The organism is Dyadobacter soli (assembly GCF_900101885.1).
Lineage (GTDB): Bacteria > Bacteroidota > Bacteroidia > Cytophagales > Spirosomataceae > Dyadobacter > Dyadobacter soli.
Genome location: NZ_FNAN01000003.1, coordinates 419,572 through 436,768 on the forward strand (window position 1 = coordinate 419,572; position 17,197 = coordinate 436,768).

At 51.9% G+C, this 17,197-nt stretch carries 12 protein-coding genes; 3 read left to right on the forward strand and 9 right to left on the reverse strand.

The window, feature by feature from the left end; genetic code table 11:
- Window positions 1-23: 23 nt before the first annotated feature.
- Window positions 24-1,064 carry a tetraacyldisaccharide 4'-kinase gene (lpxK, locus tag BLQ88_RS06105; RefSeq protein WP_090147641.1) on the reverse strand — a complete coding sequence of 347 codons (1,041 nt, stop codon included), beginning with the start codon at window positions 1,062-1,064 and terminating at the stop codon, window positions 24-26.
- A gap of 67 nt (window positions 1,065-1,131) precedes the next feature.
- On the opposite strand from lpxK, the gene BLQ88_RS06110 reads away from it, so the two are divergent.
- Window positions 1,132-2,232 carry an o-succinylbenzoate synthase gene (locus BLQ88_RS06110; RefSeq protein WP_090147642.1) on the forward strand — a complete coding sequence of 367 codons (1,101 nt, stop codon included), beginning with the start codon at window positions 1,132-1,134 and terminating at the stop codon, window positions 2,230-2,232.
- Here BLQ88_RS06110 and hemF read toward each other — a convergent pair.
- From hemF to BLQ88_RS06130, 4 genes are all read right to left on the reverse strand, one after another.
- The gene (gene hemF, locus BLQ88_RS06115) at window positions 2,200-3,111 is read right to left on the reverse strand and encodes an oxygen-dependent coproporphyrinogen oxidase (protein WP_090147650.1); all 912 of its coding nucleotides are present in this window, start codon (window positions 3,109-3,111) and stop codon (window positions 2,200-2,202) included. The genes BLQ88_RS06110 and hemF overlap by 33 nt on opposite strands.
- A gap of 107 nt (window positions 3,112-3,218) precedes the next feature.
- Entirely contained in the window at window positions 3,219-3,653 is a 435-nt protein-coding gene (locus tag BLQ88_RS06120) for a PepSY-like domain-containing protein (protein WP_090147652.1), read from the reverse strand.
- Between the two features lie 76 nt (window positions 3,654-3,729).
- Window positions 3,730-5,193, reverse strand: coding sequence for a M56 family metallopeptidase (locus tag BLQ88_RS06125; protein ID WP_090147653.1), 1,464 nt, complete (start codon window positions 5,191-5,193; stop codon window positions 3,730-3,732).
- Window positions 5,186-5,560, reverse strand: a complete 375-nt coding sequence (locus tag BLQ88_RS06130) for a BlaI/MecI/CopY family transcriptional regulator (protein ID WP_090147654.1) — start codon at window positions 5,558-5,560, stop codon at window positions 5,186-5,188. Before BLQ88_RS06130 ends, BLQ88_RS06125 begins: the two co-directional genes overlap by 8 nt.
- Window positions 5,561-5,696: 136 nt before the next feature.
- Between BLQ88_RS06130 and BLQ88_RS06135 the strand changes: the two genes are divergently transcribed.
- The gene (locus BLQ88_RS06135) at window positions 5,697-7,991 is read left to right on the forward strand and encodes a TonB-dependent receptor (protein WP_090147656.1); all 2,295 of its coding nucleotides are present in this window, start codon (window positions 5,697-5,699) and stop codon (window positions 7,989-7,991) included.
- A 22-nt stretch (window positions 7,992-8,013) separates the two neighbouring features.
- Here BLQ88_RS06135 and BLQ88_RS06140 read toward each other — a convergent pair whose 3' ends face one another.
- From BLQ88_RS06140 to BLQ88_RS06150, 3 genes are all read right to left on the reverse strand, one after another.
- Window positions 8,014-9,903: a heparinase II/III domain-containing protein gene (locus BLQ88_RS06140; RefSeq protein ID WP_090147657.1), complete on the reverse strand. Its 1,890-nt coding sequence runs from the start codon at window positions 9,901-9,903 to the stop codon at window positions 8,014-8,016.
- Window positions 9,904-9,975: 72 nt separating this feature from the next.
- Window positions 9,976-11,754: a RagB/SusD family nutrient uptake outer membrane protein gene (locus BLQ88_RS06145; protein WP_090147659.1), complete on the reverse strand. Its 1,779-nt coding sequence runs from the start codon at window positions 11,752-11,754 to the stop codon at window positions 9,976-9,978.
- Window positions 11,755-11,796: 42 nt separating this feature from the next.
- A complete protein-coding gene (locus BLQ88_RS06150) occupies window positions 11,797-15,015 on the reverse strand; it encodes a SusC/RagA family TonB-linked outer membrane protein (protein WP_229212601.1) in 3,219 nt (1,072 codons plus the stop codon).
- A gap of 259 nt (window positions 15,016-15,274) precedes the next feature.
- On the opposite strand from BLQ88_RS06150, the gene BLQ88_RS06155 reads away from it, so the two are divergent.
- Window positions 15,275-16,168 carry an Rpn family recombination-promoting nuclease/putative transposase gene (locus tag BLQ88_RS06155; protein ID WP_176884914.1) on the forward strand — a complete coding sequence of 298 codons (894 nt, stop codon included), beginning with the start codon at window positions 15,275-15,277 and terminating at the stop codon, window positions 16,166-16,168.
- Between the two features lie 34 nt (window positions 16,169-16,202).
- Here the strand turns inward: BLQ88_RS06155 and BLQ88_RS06160 are convergent, their stop codons facing one another.
- A complete protein-coding gene (locus tag BLQ88_RS06160; RefSeq protein WP_090147661.1) occupies window positions 16,203-17,111 on the reverse strand; it encodes a hypothetical protein in 909 nt (302 codons plus the stop codon).
- Window positions 17,112-17,197: the final 86 nt, after the last annotated feature.

Below are 17,197 nucleotides of genomic sequence, written 5' to 3' on the forward strand. Positions count from 1 at the left end.
GGGGGAAACTCGTTCTGCCGTTTTTAAAACCGGTCGCCGGTCTGTGATGTGACCCATTGTACAAAAGCCTGCTCCTCATCCCCGAAATCCACGGAAACCGGAATATACGCAAAGCGTCCTGCGCAGCCTTTTGAGACAACCAACGGTTTTAATTTGACCATATCCTTTTCAGTCGTGACCACAAAAGTATCGTTTTTTAGGTTCTTAATCAGGTCTTCGACGTCACTTGGCGTGTAATTGTGATGATCCGGAAAAACCTTCTGGTCTGTAACGACGAACCGAGTGGTCAAATATGCGGCGAAAGGCAACGGATTTGCGATCCCCGCCGCCATTTTAACATTCTTTAACTGAACAGGCGCGCCCTCGTACGAGCGCGGGAGGTCGTAGCGCGTGGTCGCGAAGAAAACCGGCACACCGGGGCGCGTGTAGTGTCGGATATTTTCGATAATGCGCTCTTTTTCCTGAATACCAAGCGCTGCGGGGCATTTGGTGACGATCACCGCGTCGGCGCGCTTCGCCCCGTGGCGCCGTTCTCGCAGTATGCCGGCAGGAAAGGGGTGGTCTTCGTAAAATGGCCTGTTGTAGTCGTTCAGCAGGATATTAATGTCGCGGCGGATGGCACGGTGCTGAAAGGCGTCGTCGAGCAGCAGCAGTTTTACATCCGGATGGTTCTCATGGATTTTCAAGGCACCGTCCACCCGTTTTTCGCAAACGGCAACAATCGTATCTGGGCTGAATTTGGTATAAAACTGAAATGGCTCGTCGCCGATCGTCGCGGCTGTGGCGCTACTATCCGCTTCGATAAAGCCTTTTGTCTCCCGCCCGTAACCCCGGCTGAGGATCGCGGTGGTTATTTGTTCTGAAAATAAACGGGTAAGGTATTCGATGACGGGTGTTTTGCCGGTTCCGCCGACGGTGAGGTTGCCTACAACGATGACTTTTTGGGGTACTTTCTGAGCATGGAGAATGCCTTTGTCGAACAGGAAGTTGCGAACGTCGGTGATGGCACCGTAAATCCACGAGAGGGGCAGGAATGCATTTTTTATCCAGGGCAGCTCTTTCATCCTGGTGCATAATTACGTAAATTTTGTCTAATATTGTGCCCCTTTTAAAATCTGACACCGCAAAATCATGCCGTTAAAAATTGTGTATAAGCCACATACGCTTCATTTTCGCAAGGAAGCGGGCACCTCTCGCGGGGTACTTACACAAAAAACATCCTGGATCGTCATCGTCACCGACTCCGAGAAACCCGGTGTCGCAGGTTATGGTGAATGCGGGCCGCTACCCGGTCTGAGCGTCGACGATATCCCGGATTTCGAGGCACAACTGGCGGATGTCTGCAACATTTTCAACGAGCTCGACCTGGACGTTTTTCCGTTCAACCTGGGCATTATCCTCGAACAACTCATTCCCGAAAACCTGCCGTCCATTCGTGCGGGTGTGGAAATGGCATTGCTCGATATCATGAATGGTGGTCAGCGAATGCTTTTCAAAAACGGCTTTTCCGATAACGGCGAAGGTATTCTGATGAACGGACTGATCTGGATGGGTTCTTATGAAAACATGCTGGCGCAGGTGGAGGAGAAGCTTTCGCAAGGGTTTACTACGCTCAAAATGAAAGTAGGGGCGATCGATTTCGAGCAGGAATGCCGGATTCTGCAAGCCGTGCGGGAAAAGTTTGATAAGGACACCATTACATTGAGAGTCGATGCCAACGGCGCATTTACAGCCGATAATGCAAAAGAGCGACTGGCCAGGCTGAGCGCATTCGACCTGCATTCGATCGAGCAGCCTGTGAAAGCGGGGCAGCACGAGCTCATGGCCGATCTCTGCGCTTCGTCACCGGTGCCTGTTGCTTTGGATGAAGAACTGATCGGCATTACCAGTTACCGCGACAAGTTTGCATTGCTCAAAAAGCTGGCGCCTCCGTTTATTATTCTCAAACCTACATTGTTAGGCGGTTTCACAGCCACAAGTGAATGGATCGAAATCGCTAACCGGCTGCATATCGGCTGGTGGATCACCTCCGCATTGGAATCCAACATAGGATTGAACGCCATTGCGCAATACACGGCCAAATTCAATAACCCGCTGCCGCAGGGATTGGGTACCGGCCAGCTTTATACCAACAACTTCGAATCCCCGCTGACCGTCGAAAACGGGCATTTATACTATCGGAAAGCGGTAGCCTGGGAGTTACCAGGCCACGCCCTTGCGGAGCCAGCCTAAGGTTTCCGCTTCCGCAGAACCCGGTTCGGGTATAAAATTGTATTCCCAATTAGCCTGGGGCGGCAAGCTCATCAAAATCGACTCGGTACGGCCATTGGTTTCCAGCCCGAACTTCGTGCCGCGGTCCCACACCAGATTGAATTCCACGTAGCGTCCACGGCGCAGGTATTGCCATTGTTTTTGATCTTCCGTAAATGGCCTATCCGCATATTTCCGCATCAACGCCGTGTAAACAGGCGCAAAGGTTTCCCCTACCTCTTTGACAAATTCGAAAAGCTCCGTTTTGGACAGCCCCTGGCCATTTCCGGGCTCATCGGGTTTGAGGTAATCGAAGAAAATGCCGCCGATGCCGCGGGTTTCGTTGCGGTGCTGGATGAAGAAATAGTCGTCGGCCCAGGTTTTGAATTTCGGGTAAAACTCGGGATGGTGCTTCTCGCAGGCAGCTTTCAATGCCTGGTGGAATGCGCGAGCGTCCTCTTCCACCACATAATGCGGCGTGAGGTCGATGCCGCCGCCAAACCAGCAGGTACCATTGTCGAGCTCGAAATAGCGCACGTTCATGTGTATGATAGGCACATGCGGGTTGCGCGGGTGCATCACGATGGACACGCCCGTGGCCGTGAACTGCGGACTTGCGTCTTCCGACAGGTTCATCTGAGCGCGCAACCGGGGATGTACTTCGCCTTTTACGCTCGAAAAATTCACGCCGCCCTTCTCGATCACCGCGCCGTTCTGGATCAGCCGCGTGCGGCCGCCACCGCCCGAATGGTGCTGCCAGAGGTCTTCATGAAATGTAGCGCCGCCGTCGGTGGTTTCGATGGCTGCGCAAATGCGGTCTTGTAAATCCTTGAAAAACGATTCTATATCTTCAACTTTCATAGTCGGGAGTCAATGCTGCGAGCGGCAAAAGTACGACAAATAGCACTGCCGGGACATAAAAAAAGCAGGGCAAGGCGCCCTGCTTTTTCAATTCAATATACATCTATCTAGTCATCAATACGTAGGAAAGTGCCCGCGAGGTTGAACACCAGCTCTTTGTTGTTCGACAGGCGCACCTCCTGGTCGGTCCGGTCTTTTTCCCAATCGGTAATGAAAGCGTCGGGATAATGCTCCTGCACATATTCCAGCACTTTCAGCGGAATTACCGTATCGGGCAGCTTCTCGTTGTGGCGGCTTTCAATGCTGTAACAATCGCCTTTTTTGTCAAATTCGAGTTTGACCTGGTTATCCAGGATCACGTCGTAACTGGTTTCGAGATCGTCGCGGTCGCGTACTACCTGCGATATGCGCGCATCCGGGAAATGGGCTTCGATGTAATCCTGTGCATTGACCGGCAACTTGGTTTCGTCCACTACTTTTTCGTTATCGCAGGCCGTCGCCACAAACAGCAGAAAGGCCAGAAAGGAAGCCAGTTTTTTCATAATTGTTGTCAGTTAAATTGAGTGTTCGTTTTGTTCCTGACAACCCAGCAATCGGTTTCCCCTATGACGTGGGCGATTATTTTCCTTTTTTCGGTGCTTCTTTCGGAGTTAGCCAGCCCACTCGGGTGATAATGACACGATTATTGACACGTTCGTCGTAGGTTTTGTCGAAATATTCGTTCGTTAGAATGCCGAGCTGGTATTTGTAGCTCCTGCCTTTCAGCGCGGCACCGTAGAGTTTGCTCAGATCGTATTCGGCAATGTCGGAATATTTGTATTTGTTTAATTCGGAGTTTGGCACGTGCTTCTCATTCAGCCATATTCCGAATATATCTGTGCGTTTCCAGTTCTCGAACATTTCAGGGGTAGGGGCCTTTTTAACCGGAATGCTCATTCTGAACACGGTGATTTCCTTGGTTCTTAATTGCTGTTTTTGCATATCGCTCATGCGTTCGTAGACCGCGTAAAGCTGGTTTTCAAGCGCCGGGCTCATTTCTACCATCGGGTCCGTACGACCATTTTTATTCTTGACATATCTGGTATATTTCTCGATGGTAGCAAAGAAATCCTTCATTTCCTCCTCCGAAACGGCCTCATTACCCGAAGCATTATCCGCTTTCCTTTCGGTCTTGGGCGTAGTTTTGGATGCAGGTTGTTGCGAATAGGTTTTTTCGGCAACAGCAAAAGCCAGCACCGGCAGCAGCAATGCGATGAACGCCTTTTTGATCAATTGAATGCGCAGGTTAATGTTCGTAGTCATCATGGCTAGTCGTTTTTTGGTGAACGGATAATTAAAGGAGCTGGCGAGCGCGGTCGTGCGCTGTGCGAGCAGGGTGTCGAGGAGTAGAAGCTGATATTGTTGTACCTCTGTGGGGCCTGCCAATACCGCATCGTCGGCCAGGTACTCGTGGTTTAGCCGGATGGCACGACGGTAGAGCAGCAGCAGCGGGTTGAACCACCACAATGCGATCAGTAATTCAGTGAAGAGTATGTCCAGCGAATGCATTTGCCTCGCATGGGCGAGCTCGTGCGTGAGAATTTCGTTTGGAATGTCCCGGTTATCGAATGCTTTTTGGGGTATGAAAATGAAATTGAAAAAGCTGTAAGTAGAGGTTTCGTCCGGCATTAGTACGAGTTTCGCATGGTTGAAAGAGACGATCCGGCGACCCGACTTCGACCGGATAATGACCAGCATTTGAAAACCCGTTCGAAGCAGCAACGCGGCCGCAACCAGTCCGTAAAGCAACCCGGGCAGGTAAGCAGGCAGGGCATTGCGCTCTTGCACAGGAATGGGTTGCGGCGCGTGGTCTGCCGCCGCCGCGCTGACGAACGGTTGCATTACCGGGTTATCCGTCACCGCTTCTTCCACCACTTGTGAAGGCATTTCGATGGTTATCAACGGAAGCAGCAATGAAAATGCCATTGCCGCGAGCAGGTAAAACCGGTTGAACCGCAGCATTTTCTCGCGTTCGAGCAGGAAATGGTACGCCACGAGCAACAGCCCGGAGCATACGATGGATTTGATGAGATAGCTAACCATTTTGCTTGCGTTTGATTTCTTCGTCGATGATGCTCCGTAATTCCTCCAATTCCTTCGTGCTCATGCTCGTGTCGCGCGCGAAGAACGACCCGAACTGCGCCACCGAATCATTGAAGAAGTTTTTGATAATACCATTCACATGCTTCGAAAAGTAATCCTTCTTCTCAACGAGCGGGTAGTATTCGCGGGAATTGCCATAGAGCGTGTAGGCGACGAAACCTTTGTCCTGCATTCTTTTCAGCAACGTTGCCACGGTCGTAGTGGCCGGTTTCGGGTCTGGAAAGCATTCGATCAGGTCTTTCATAAAAACCTTTTCCTTCTGCCAGAGGTATTCCATGAGTTGTTCTTCGGCTTTGGTGAGTGACATGATAAAGGTGCTTTGTTCTACAAGAATACATTGTGCTCTACAAATGTAGAATTAAAATTGAAAAATAAAAATACCCGGTGCAACGATTCGGCCTATTTTTGTAACTGGTAGTTTTGAATATCGCATAACCAATCCCATGATCCGTACACTTTTACTGCTTCTGCTTTCCACGAGTATTGTTTGCGCACAGGAGTTCACGTCCGTTGTCCGCGGTAGCGTGAAGGACGCCGACACCGGCCTGCCGCTTGCCGGGGCAACCGTTGAGCTCGATGACAAAGGCGGCGTCACCGACGAGGCGGGACTGTTCCGCTTCGAAAGCATCGCAGTAGGACGGCATGTTTTGAAAGTGTCGTTTGTAGGCTACCAAACCGCAGTGATCTCCGAAATCCTGCTCGAATCGGGTAAGGAAAATATACAGGACGTGCGCCTTAGCACTGCCGGACGCCAATTGCAGGAAGCGACCGTATCGGGCAGCAGGCCGCCGGCATTCAACAGCGTGCAGGCCATCACCGCCGAGCAAACCCTGCGCTATGCGGCTACCTACCTCGATCCCGCCCGGGTAGCGACCTCGTTCGCAGGTGTAGCGGCCGCAAATGACCAGGCCAATGGACTTGTAATCCGTGGAAATTCGCCCAATAGCATGCAATGGAGGCTTGAAGGCGTGGAAATCGTGAACCCTAGCCACTTGTCGAATGCAGGTACATTCAGCGACCGCCCGACATCTGCCGGCGGTGGAGTGAATATCCTGAGCACGCAATTGCTGGCGACATCGTATTTCCTGAACGGTGCATTCCCTGCGCAATACGGCAATGCGGTTGCGGGCGTGATGGACATGCGCCTGAGAAAAGGTAACGACGAACGCCACGAGTTCACGGCGCAGGCAGGTTTGATCGGTTTGGATATTGCTGCCGAAGGGCCGATTTCGAAAAAATCGAAAGCATCCTACCTGGTCAATTACCGCTATTCATTCACTGGTTTGCTGGGCGCAATGGGCGTCAATTTCGGAGGCGAGGACATTCGTTTCCAGGACCTTTCGTTTAATCTGAATTTTCCCACAAAAAAAGCCGGAAGTTTCACGGTATTCGGGCTGGGAGGGGTTAGCAGCAACACTTTCAAGGCCGAGGCAGACTCTACCAAATGGGAGTTTTACAAAGATTCGCACAACATTATTTACAAAAACAAAATGGGAGCTGCGGGCGTTACGCATGCACTCCCTATCGGCCGCCGCGCCGTGCTGAACACTGCATTTGTGATGTCGGGCCTGCAAACCTCGCGTGCATTCTACAAAGGCGGGACCAACACGCCCGAATACGCATATCCGATCGAAGACGATTCGCTGTCGAAGACCAAAGTGACCGGTAATATGATTTTCAACTACCGGTTTGCCGGTGGCGGGAAGCTGAAAGTCGGAGGTTATATCACGTTTCAATACGATCGCCTGGCGCCGCTGTATCTTTATGAGGAGATCAAATCGAAGCTCTTCCAGCCCTTTGCCGAATGGACGGTTCCGATCGCTCCCGGTGTTGTAGGCGAGCTGGGACTGAGTGCCTCCATTAGCAAAGTGGACCTGGTAAGCGCCCGCACGCATCGCACGCTCGAACCGCGGGCTGCATTGCGCTGGCAGCTGGGGGAAAAGCAGCGGGTTAGCCTTTCCTACGGCCTGCAAAGCCAGTTGCCGCTCAGCCAGCTTTACGCAGCCAATTATGCTACGACGAATTTTTCCGGGAATCCCGACCTTGGCCCTGCCAGAGTACATCATTTTGTAGCCAGCTACCAGCGTGATTTTAGTAATAACAACAGCCTTAAAATTGAAGCCTACTGGCAGGAGCATTTCGATGTACCAGTCGACGGGGCAGGTTTTTCTGCATTGAATTTTATCGAAACCAGGGTCGACGAGCCTTTGACGAATCATGGCAAAGGCCGCAACTACGGCCTGGAAGCCACCTACCAGAAGCTGCTGAGCCACGATTTTTACATGATGGTTTCCGGCTCATTGTACAGCGCGACCTACGTGCTGAACGGCGAGCACAAAAAGGGGCGCTTCGACGGCAGGCATACATTCAGTTTTACCGGAGGAAAAGAGTTCAAATCCGGCACGCAGCGCCTTTGGGGCATTAATACCAAAATACTCTGGCTCGGAGGCTTCCGCGAAACGCCCATTGACCTGGAAGCGTCGAAGGCCAGTCAGCAGACTGTTTACCAATCGGGCGACCCGTTTGCGCTAAAATTAAAAGACTACTTTCGCCCGGACCTGCGCATTTACCTCAAAACAAGCCGAAGTAAATACAGCACTACCCTCGCGCTCGATTTGCAGAATGTATCCGGCACGAAAAACGAGGCGTTCAGCTACTACGACGCTTTTCAGCGGAAGATCGTACGGCAAAAGCAGCTGGGGCTGATTCCCGTGCTAAGCTACCGCTGGGAGTTTTAGTGTATCAAATTGGTAAATCTATTTATTTCAATGGTTTCACAGGCCATTCAGCCAATGGTTTAGCGGGCGTTACATTGCTCGACGGCGATAAATAGGTGGTAAAACTATGTCGGCTGCCGGCAGGTAATGTCGCTTCGAAACCTACGAATACGGTTCCCGGATTAGGGGCGTCGTAGTCATGCTCCGGCGTAGTAGGCCATGTGCGGATACTAATAGGCGTTTGCGTATCGAAAATCAACAGCATTTTTTTACCATTCTGCGAAAGCTCCACGGTTTTACCATCGACCACCTTCACCTCGGCGGCGGTTAGCATATTCCAGCGCATAGTGGCTTCTTTCGGGCCGCATTCGATCTCGTCCCGCACTACCACATACCGCTGGTCGATGATGCCGAGCCCGCGGCTGACCGCTTTGGCCTGATCCTGGTACATTTCCGAGAGATTGGTGGTAGCCATCATGTTTTGCCCGGATTCGGAGACGCCTTCAATCTTCGCGTAACCTTTTGCATTGGTCAACTGCCCATTCAATGAAATCACATTGTGTGCGAAATTATTCAGCCGGAACACCTGCCACCGCTGCGAATCCTGTGACCGGTTCCACAAGTCCACCCCTTTGGATTCGAGGGAATTGTAATCCTGCATGCCAAAATCCATAGCCCAGCGTTCACCCAGCGCGTCCATTACGAAAGAGCCCACGTCCATATGCGCGTGGTTTACCGACGGCGAACCTGTTTTCACACCCACAAACACCGCATCGGGTTTCTCCCAGGAGCTACGCATTAATGCCACGGGCGAAGGTCCCTGGCCAGCCCAGAACTTCCTTGCGGGCGCTTGCACGGCGGAAAGCTCGGTTTGCGTGCCCCAGATCAGCAATGCGGGCAGAATGCGGTTTTTAACTTCCGTCTGCGCCGGTGCGGACAGCAATGCCTTCTGTCCCCAGAGCAGGGAAGGGTCCTGAGTTCGTTGCGCAAACCAGAACAGGGCAGGGGTAAGCCCCTCCTTCAAGCCGCTATCGCCCCAGTTGTGGGCGAGGCCTGTCGGTCCCACGAGGTTTTGCATGAATGCGCCGGTCTTTAAAAAGCCATTGGATTCGGCTAGGCCGAAGTCTGTTCCCAGCGCCTTTTGCAATGCGGAGATCAATAAAACATTGAAACTCGTCCCATAGCCCCAATAGCTGAAACCCTCGGGATAGGCACCGTCGGGCTGGTAGGAATGGAGCATGGCTTTGGGCACGGAACCAACCGCCCGGTTAACGATCTGTGCGGCCATGGCGGGCTCGTGTTCGGCGATCGCCAGTGCCCCGAAGGTGATTCCGGCATTGCAAACCTGGTTCCAGTTATGCTCTGCCGATAAAAACCAGTTGTAGGTTTTGTCCATAGACGGCTGAATGCCCTTTGCTACTATCGCCTCCCGGAGGCGTGCGCGCGTCTGATCGCTCAGTTTATCAAACAGCCAGTCGTAGCCGATGGCGACGGCCATGGTCATTTCGGCCACATCCAGGAAATGGGTAGGGTTCCAATCTTCGAATGCCGCCACGGCGAGCAGCTCCTTCTCGGCCCTCGCCAGGTACTTTTGCTCGCCGGTGGTGCGGTAGGCGTACGAGAGCATGAATACCCGCCGGAGGCATTCCCTGGATTTGTCGAGCAGGCGTTTGCCGATCTTGATGCGTTCAACCGGCGCCGTATCGAGCAGGCGGTCGCAATCGTCGGTGATCAGCTTGTGTACGGTCTGCCACTGCGGGTATTTCCGGATTTGCCCCAAAAGAACCTTCTCTTCCCCTTTTAATAGGAGGAGCCGCGGATGGTCTTGTTTCAGTGTTTTGAGGACCTGGCCGCCGTCCGTTGCAGGTTGTGCGGCAACGCGGCCCGTAGTCAGTGATATTAGCGTTATCAGTACCAGCAGTGCTCTTTTCATATTTGTATATATTAATTGAATAAACACCCGGCCGGTATACGACCCGGCCGGATGGTACTAATGCAGCTATTCTTACTCCCAACCCGGATTTTGCTTGATCTTAGGGTTTTGTGCCAGCGTATTCAGCGGGATCGGCCAGAGATAATGCTTTTTCTCATCAAAAACGGGTATTTCATAGTCCGTACCTTTGTAAACGGCAATATACTCTTTGCCGGAAACAGGGTCAATGTCTGACTTCATGGTAGTACCCGCGAAACGCTTTTTCGCGGCATCGTTCCAGCGGACGCCCATCGATGGTAGTTCCAGTTTTTTGCCTTGTTTCCAGCGGATCAGATCGGCATACCGCTGGCCTTCCATAAACAGCTCGATCCGCCGTTCGCGCCTGATTTCCGCGATGATCGGCGAAATGCCATCCTTGGTGTAACGCGGGTCTACCGGAACTTTGGACAGCAGCAGGTGCGGCATACCCACCCGGTCGCGGAGTTTGTTGATCGTTTTGTCGAGGTCGGCCTGGCTGATGGTGCCCAGTTCCGCCGCCGCTTCCGCGTAGATCAGCAGCGCCTCCCCGAGCCGGAGCGTAATCGCGGGCGACTCGCCGGTATTGTAAGCCTTTCCGATCATATCATCGGCATTGTAATGTTTGATAATATGATAGCCCGTTGTGGTTTTAAAGCCGCCGCCCGGCATGCCTTCCAGCATGGGGTAGGCGCGGCCGTCGGCCAGGTGGTATTTGTACAGACCGGTGTCTTCGGGGTGCAGGATGGTTTGGCGCAGGCGCGGGTCGCGATTTTCGAAGGTGCTTTCAACGGTCTCGTCGCCCTTGTAAAGCGGTGACAATGTGATCGGCAGCCCGTCCGTACACAAATAATCTTCCACCAGGCTCTTGGTCGCGCCGCCGGTATAGCTGAAATATTGCTGGACGTGGTTGTTGATGACGCCCGTTTTGTACTTCCTCCAATAAATCACTTCGGAGTTTCCGGCGAGGTCCAGCACCCGGTGATAGGCATTGTAATCGCTTTTCGGTTTACCGGTGTTGTAAATGCGGTATGGGCCGGTGTCCATGAGTTCTGCGGCTGCTTTGGCCGCTTCTTCGAGCCACATTTTGGAGTCGCCGGCTGCGTGGTACTTATTGAATGTCCCTTCGTAAAGGCATACCCTCGCTTTTACCAGTAATGCTCCCCAGCGGTTGATCCGGCCCGGCGCATTGCCATCACCCCAGCTGTCGGGCAGCTTCTGGCTGGCGAAATTCAGGTCTTCGAGCACCTTCTGCATGGCTTCCGCACGCGGGGTGCGCGCCGCATAAAGCTCTTCCGACTCAACCGTAAGCTCCTTTTCCACATACGGGACGTCGCCGTACTTTTGCACTTTATCAGCATAAAACCACCCGCGGAACAGCCGCGCCTCGGCAACATATTTGTCTTTGACAGCCGGGCTTACCTTGGCGCGGTCGTAATTGACAAGACCTACATTGATTGCCCTCACAAAATCCCAGCCCTGGTAGCCAAACCAGTCGGGGCTGGACGGTACATTGTATTTCCCTGCGCGGATCTGCTGGAAAAAGTTATGACGCGGCTCGCGCGGGGCCATGTTGTCCGAGAGCTCGTCAATGGACCAGATGTTGCCGAAATGGCTGTCGAAACCCTCGGTGTGGCCCATCATGATAGGAATCTTCCAGTCATTGCGGGCAATATTGTAAAGGCTGTTGTTGTAAACTGCGAGATCGCTTTCGGTATTCCAATAAGTTGCATTGGTAATCTTGTCGATCGGGTTGCGGTCGAGAAACTCATCGTTACATCCCGCCAGCAAGAGCAGGGCAATGGCCGTTATGGATTTTAAGAATATATCTTTCATAAGGATTTGATTTAATAACCTGGTGAATCTTCGTCTGTCCGCTTAAAAGGATATATTGATACCGATCGTCCCGATACGCTGCATAGGATACTCGATCGTCGGAGTCCGGATGGTCTCGGGATCGAGCGGTTTGCGGATTTTCGTGAATTCAAACATATTCATCCCCGACACAAATACCTGCGCACGGGAAATGCCGATCCTGTTCGTCAGATCGTAGGGGAATGTGTAGGAGAGCATGATGTTCTTCGCACGCAGGTACGAGGCATTCTGAACGTACCTCGATTGCGGCAGGATGTTCTTTTTATCGCTGGTAGCAATGTGCGGGGCTGCGAAATAGGCATCCCGGTTCGATTCGGACCATGTGTCGGTGAGGTAATACTTTTCTACGTGCCCTGCATTAAAGGGGTAAAACCAGTTCCAGTTTCCGTTGTTGGGCAGGTAGTCGGCCTTTCCGATGCCCTGGAAGAATGCAGTAAGCCGCAACCCTTTGTAGCCGATGCTCGCATTGATCCCGTACGTGTACCGGGGCGAAGAGTTCCCGATGATCTTATAGTCGCCGGGGTTGCCGAGGGTGTTATTGCCTGAGCTGATGATCCCGTCACCGTTTAGATCGGCATATTGAATGTCGCCCGCCCGCCAGTTGTTGCCTAGCCGCGACTGATTAGGCGCCGCAGCTACCTCGTCGGCCGACTGGAATATCCCGACAGTCTGGTACCCCCAAATTTCACCCAGTTTCTGGCCTTCGTAATAGATCCCGCTGCCTTCATTGGGCAATGCACCCGACGGGTTGCGGAACTTTGTGATGGTCGCGCTGGCATCCGAAAGGGCAAGGGTGACGTCGTAGGTCCAGTCGGTTTTGAATTTATCCCGCCAGGTTACGGACAGTTCCCATCCTTTGGTGCGCAGGTCTGCCGCGTTTTCCTGGGGAGCGGTTGTGCCGAGAATGTCCGGGTAGGCGACATTCATGAGCATTTTCTTGGTATCGCGTGCGTAAATGTCGAGCGACATATCCAGCCGGCTTCTCAAAAGGGTCAGGTCGAGGCCGATGTTTTTGGAAGTAACCGACTCCCAAGTCAGCGTCGGGCTCACAAGCCCGGCTGCGGAAACATAGGGAATCAGCGAACCCGCAAAAATGTACGGCGCTTGTCCGGAACCCATTGTGGATACCGAAGGGTAGTAAATCTGCGCGCCGGTGGTGCGGTTCTGGATGATCTGGTTTCCGAGTGTTCCAAAAGAGCCTCTCAGTTTGAGGTTATCGAGCCAGCCATTGGTTGCTGCCATAAATTTCTCATTGCTAACCCGCCAGCCGGCCGAGAAGGATGGGAAAAAGCCAAACCGGTCGTTTTTGGGAAAGCGCGAGGTGCCGTCGTAACGTCCGTTGAATTCGAGCAGATAGCGATCGGCGTAATTGTAGGCCACTCTGTAAAACACCCCGCGCAACGCCACCTGCGAGCGTCCGCCGATGGTTTGCTGCGTGCCGGTAGTCGTGCTGAGGTCGGGGACTTGCGGGGTGATCAGCGACCGTGCCTGCGCAGTGGCCGACTGGTAGTTACCCATTTCCTGGTTGTAGCCCACGAGCGCCATCAGCTGATGTTTTCCCAGGTTTTGAAAGGTATATTCCGCAAATGTATTGAGCACATAATAGCGGTTATAATCGTTCACATTCTTGATCCAGTCGTCGCCGCTGAACCCGTAGCTGATCGGGTTGGCTTCCTTTAAATCCTGCGATACGATCTCTACCTTGCTCTGCACATCCTGGTAAATGTTATTGTAGATATTGTAGGCGAAGTTACCGGTGATTTTCAAGCCGGGCAGGGGAGTGAGCACCGCTTCCTGCGACAGCCACAGGTCGTTTTTGGTGAAGGTTTCGCGCCCGCCGTCGTGCAGGTAGGGGAAGAAGTTGGTCCCACCGAAATACTTGCCGATCAAAGGCGCGTATTTGTCATGATCTCCGGGAGTTATATATTGAGGAAGATCGGGAAACTGAATGGCTTGCAGCGGGTTCACCCTGGCGAGCGAGTTGATATTTACGTCCCAGTTGTAAAAATGCGGCTTATCGCTGTTCTGCGAGTTAAAAACGACTTTCTCGGAAAGGTTAAGCCATTTATTGACCTGGAAATCGGCTTTCATCAGGATGTTGTAGCGCTTGAACTTCTCATTGTTGTAGCGCAGGTATCCGTCCTTGCTGTACCGTCCGAGCGAAAAGAAGAATTTAGATTTGTCGCTGCCTCCCGAGATCGACAGGTCCTGCTGGTTGGTAGGCGCGTACCTGGTCATGATCTTTTCCTGGTAGCGGTTGTAGCCGTAGTATTGCAATGCGCCGTCCACCACGCCCCATTCATTTTCAGCAATAGGGTTTTCCGAGTATTTTTTCACGGCCGCTACGAACTGGTCGTTGTAGCTCGGTGCGCCCAGCGTCCGGATGTTCGCTGCATTGCGCGCCAGCACGAACTGGTAGGGGTCGGTGACCACATCCATATTAAAAATAGGCTTGGCGAGCGAAAACTGCGTTCCGAAGTTTACCTGCACTTTGCCGCTTCTGCCGCTTTTGGTCGTGACGAGCACCACGCCGAATGCGGCACGCGCACCGTATATGGCCGCGGCGGAGGCGTCTTTCAGCACGCTGATGCTCTCGATGTCGTTCGGATTGATCCGGTTGATATCCATCGGCACATTATCCACCAGGATCAGCGGCGCCCCTCCGTTGATCGATTCATAACCTCTGATATTAAAGGTCGGCGATTGTGCGGGGTCGCCATTGCGGACCGTAATGTTAAGGTTCGGTATAACGCCCTGAAGTCCCTCGCCGGTGTTGGCAATGGGTCGGTTTTCGATGCGTTTGGCATCCGCGACGCCCACCGCGCCGGTCACGTTTACCTTTTGCTGGGTTCCGTAACCTACCACAACCACTTCCGTCATCAAACGGTCCTCGACCGCCATGTTAACGGTGATGGCTGTACGTTTGCTGACGACTATTTCTTGCGTCGCATAGCCTACAAAACTGAACACGAGTGTCTGATTTTCACCGGGGACGTCGAGCTGAAACTTCCCTTTGGTGTCGGTAGTAGTACCATTTGCCGTCCCTTTTACAACGACGCTCACACCAGGGAGGCCGGAGCCGGATTCATCGAGGACCAGCCCGGAAACGGGTTGGGCAATGGCGGAAACGCAGAATGCCAGGACGCCTATCATGGTGCATACCAGAGGCGTAAGTTGTTTTCGGGCAAATCTGAAAGGTGAGTAGAATTCCGTTTTTTTCATAAACTAGTTCGTTTGGTTTAGTTGAAAAAAAACTGATTACCCGGATGAGCCTCGTCGCATTTTACTTGACGAACCTTATCCAGGCCTGGGCATTGGGAAGCGAATAAATATGGAATACAAAGTATGTTGATATCAGTTAATACTAATTTTTTATTGAAAAAAGCCAAATGTGGAAATTTCGATGGCTACTAATATCGCTGGATGTGAATGGGAGGAGAGTACAATGAGCAGAGGTAGTGGAAAATTCTATCTTTGCCTTATGGGTGAACAGGCATCGAAGCACGATACATTTATAAGGGCAATCATGGGTAACCAACAGATTGCCCTGGACTATTTTCGTTCCTGTCTGCCGGTATATCTTCTTGATAAACTGGATTTTTCAACATTGCGGCAACTTCCGGATACGTATGTCTCCAAGGAATTACAGAAATCTATTTCAGATATCGTCTACGCTTGCCATAAAGCTGACGGGGTAGGAGAAGTGAAAATTTCTCTGTTGATCGAACATAAAAGCTATGTTGACAAATTCACGCCTATTCAGATTGGTAGCTACATTTTTTCCGGCCTTTTAAAACAGATTTCCAGTGGGGAACCGCCTTCGCTGATCATCCCGATACTGCTTTATCACGGCAAAGCCCGGTGGGAATACAAAACTTTGTCTTCATTATTTGACGGGCTCGATGCGGAACTTCAAGAGTTTGTGCCAAACTATGAATACATTTTTCATGACTTGGGCCGGATTCCGGACGAGCAGATCCAGGCTTTGCGTAACAAATTTCTCGCAGCTTCGCTGCTGGCCATGAAACACAGCGTGTTAAAGAGTAGCCTCAACGCGCTGATCCCAACAATATTGACGCTGGCCGGCGAGATTGACCCGAACTTGCAAACCAGCCTGATTGTTTATACATTCGTAAGCAGTGAGCTGAGCGAGCAGCAAATCGTGGAACTGATTGCTTCACTACCTACTCAAATCAAGGATACAATTATGAGCACGCTGGATGTTTTTGTGGAGAAAGGCCGGAAGGAAGGTATTGAAAACGCTGTACGTAACCTTATTAAGCAATCTTTGCTTACTGACGAGCAGATCGCTACCGCCTTGGAAGTGACATCGGAATATGTAGCGGATCTCCGCCGTCAAATGCGGCAGGCCTAGCCAATCGTCAAAAAATTAACGGCTCCCGAGCCAGCTACCTCTTCTCATATTCGTACCGGCTCATACCCATTTCCGTAAAACCCCATTCAGGCGAATACGATATTTGTTCCCGCAGGAGTTTGCCGTAATATTTTCTCTTGTTCAAAATGTTGGTGCCTATCATAGTCTGGATCTGGTTACCGGCGACATCGAAATCATAGGTTCTGCCGGATCTTACATTACCCGCGGCATTCAGGTTTGTTTCCGATGAAGGTAAAGTGTTGTTGCCCGTGTATGCTGCAACAGTGACCACTTCGAGCTGATTCCGGTGATCGAACCGCTCTGTTCTGATCAGGCGGTTGCGGTCGTCGTAGGTGTAGTTTTCGGTGTTGGAGAGCTCGTTGTTGTACATATACGACTGCATCTTGGCCACATTTCCGCGACCGTCATAGGTGTATCTGGAATTATGGTGTTTGCCCAGAGACTGTGAAAAAGTATAGGTTTCGGCCAGCTTCCGGTTGGCATACACATTATGGACGGAACGCAGTACCGTGCCATCGACACTCGTCACATCTTCCCGGGTCAGCAGATCCCCCTCGTAGGTGTACGTGATCGTTCGCGACAAAGTCGGGCTGTTTACAACGCCGTCGTACACGTTTTGCGTCGCCTTACGGCCGTCGAGGTAGGTATAAGTCTTGTATGTCACGAGCTTGTCAGGTGCGTCGTACATGGCTTCCCGCACGAGATTTCCCTGGGCGTCGTAATCGAATTGCACGTATGCGTAGGGTTCAGGGGAATCCGATTTGCTGAATTGAAGGACCTTCGTCAGCCGGTAATGTCCGGAGTTGTAAATACTCGTGTCCCCCTCATTAGGTCCCGGCGGTCCCTTCACCGTTTCGATTTCCTTGTTTTTACAGGATAACATGCAATGCATGATGATCAACAGGTAGAAAAGCTTTTTCATAGGGAACGATCGGAATAATGCTTCTGGTAGACGTAAAATTTCTTGTAACCGTTGGGATATCTTCAATAATTACATAATGAATTAGT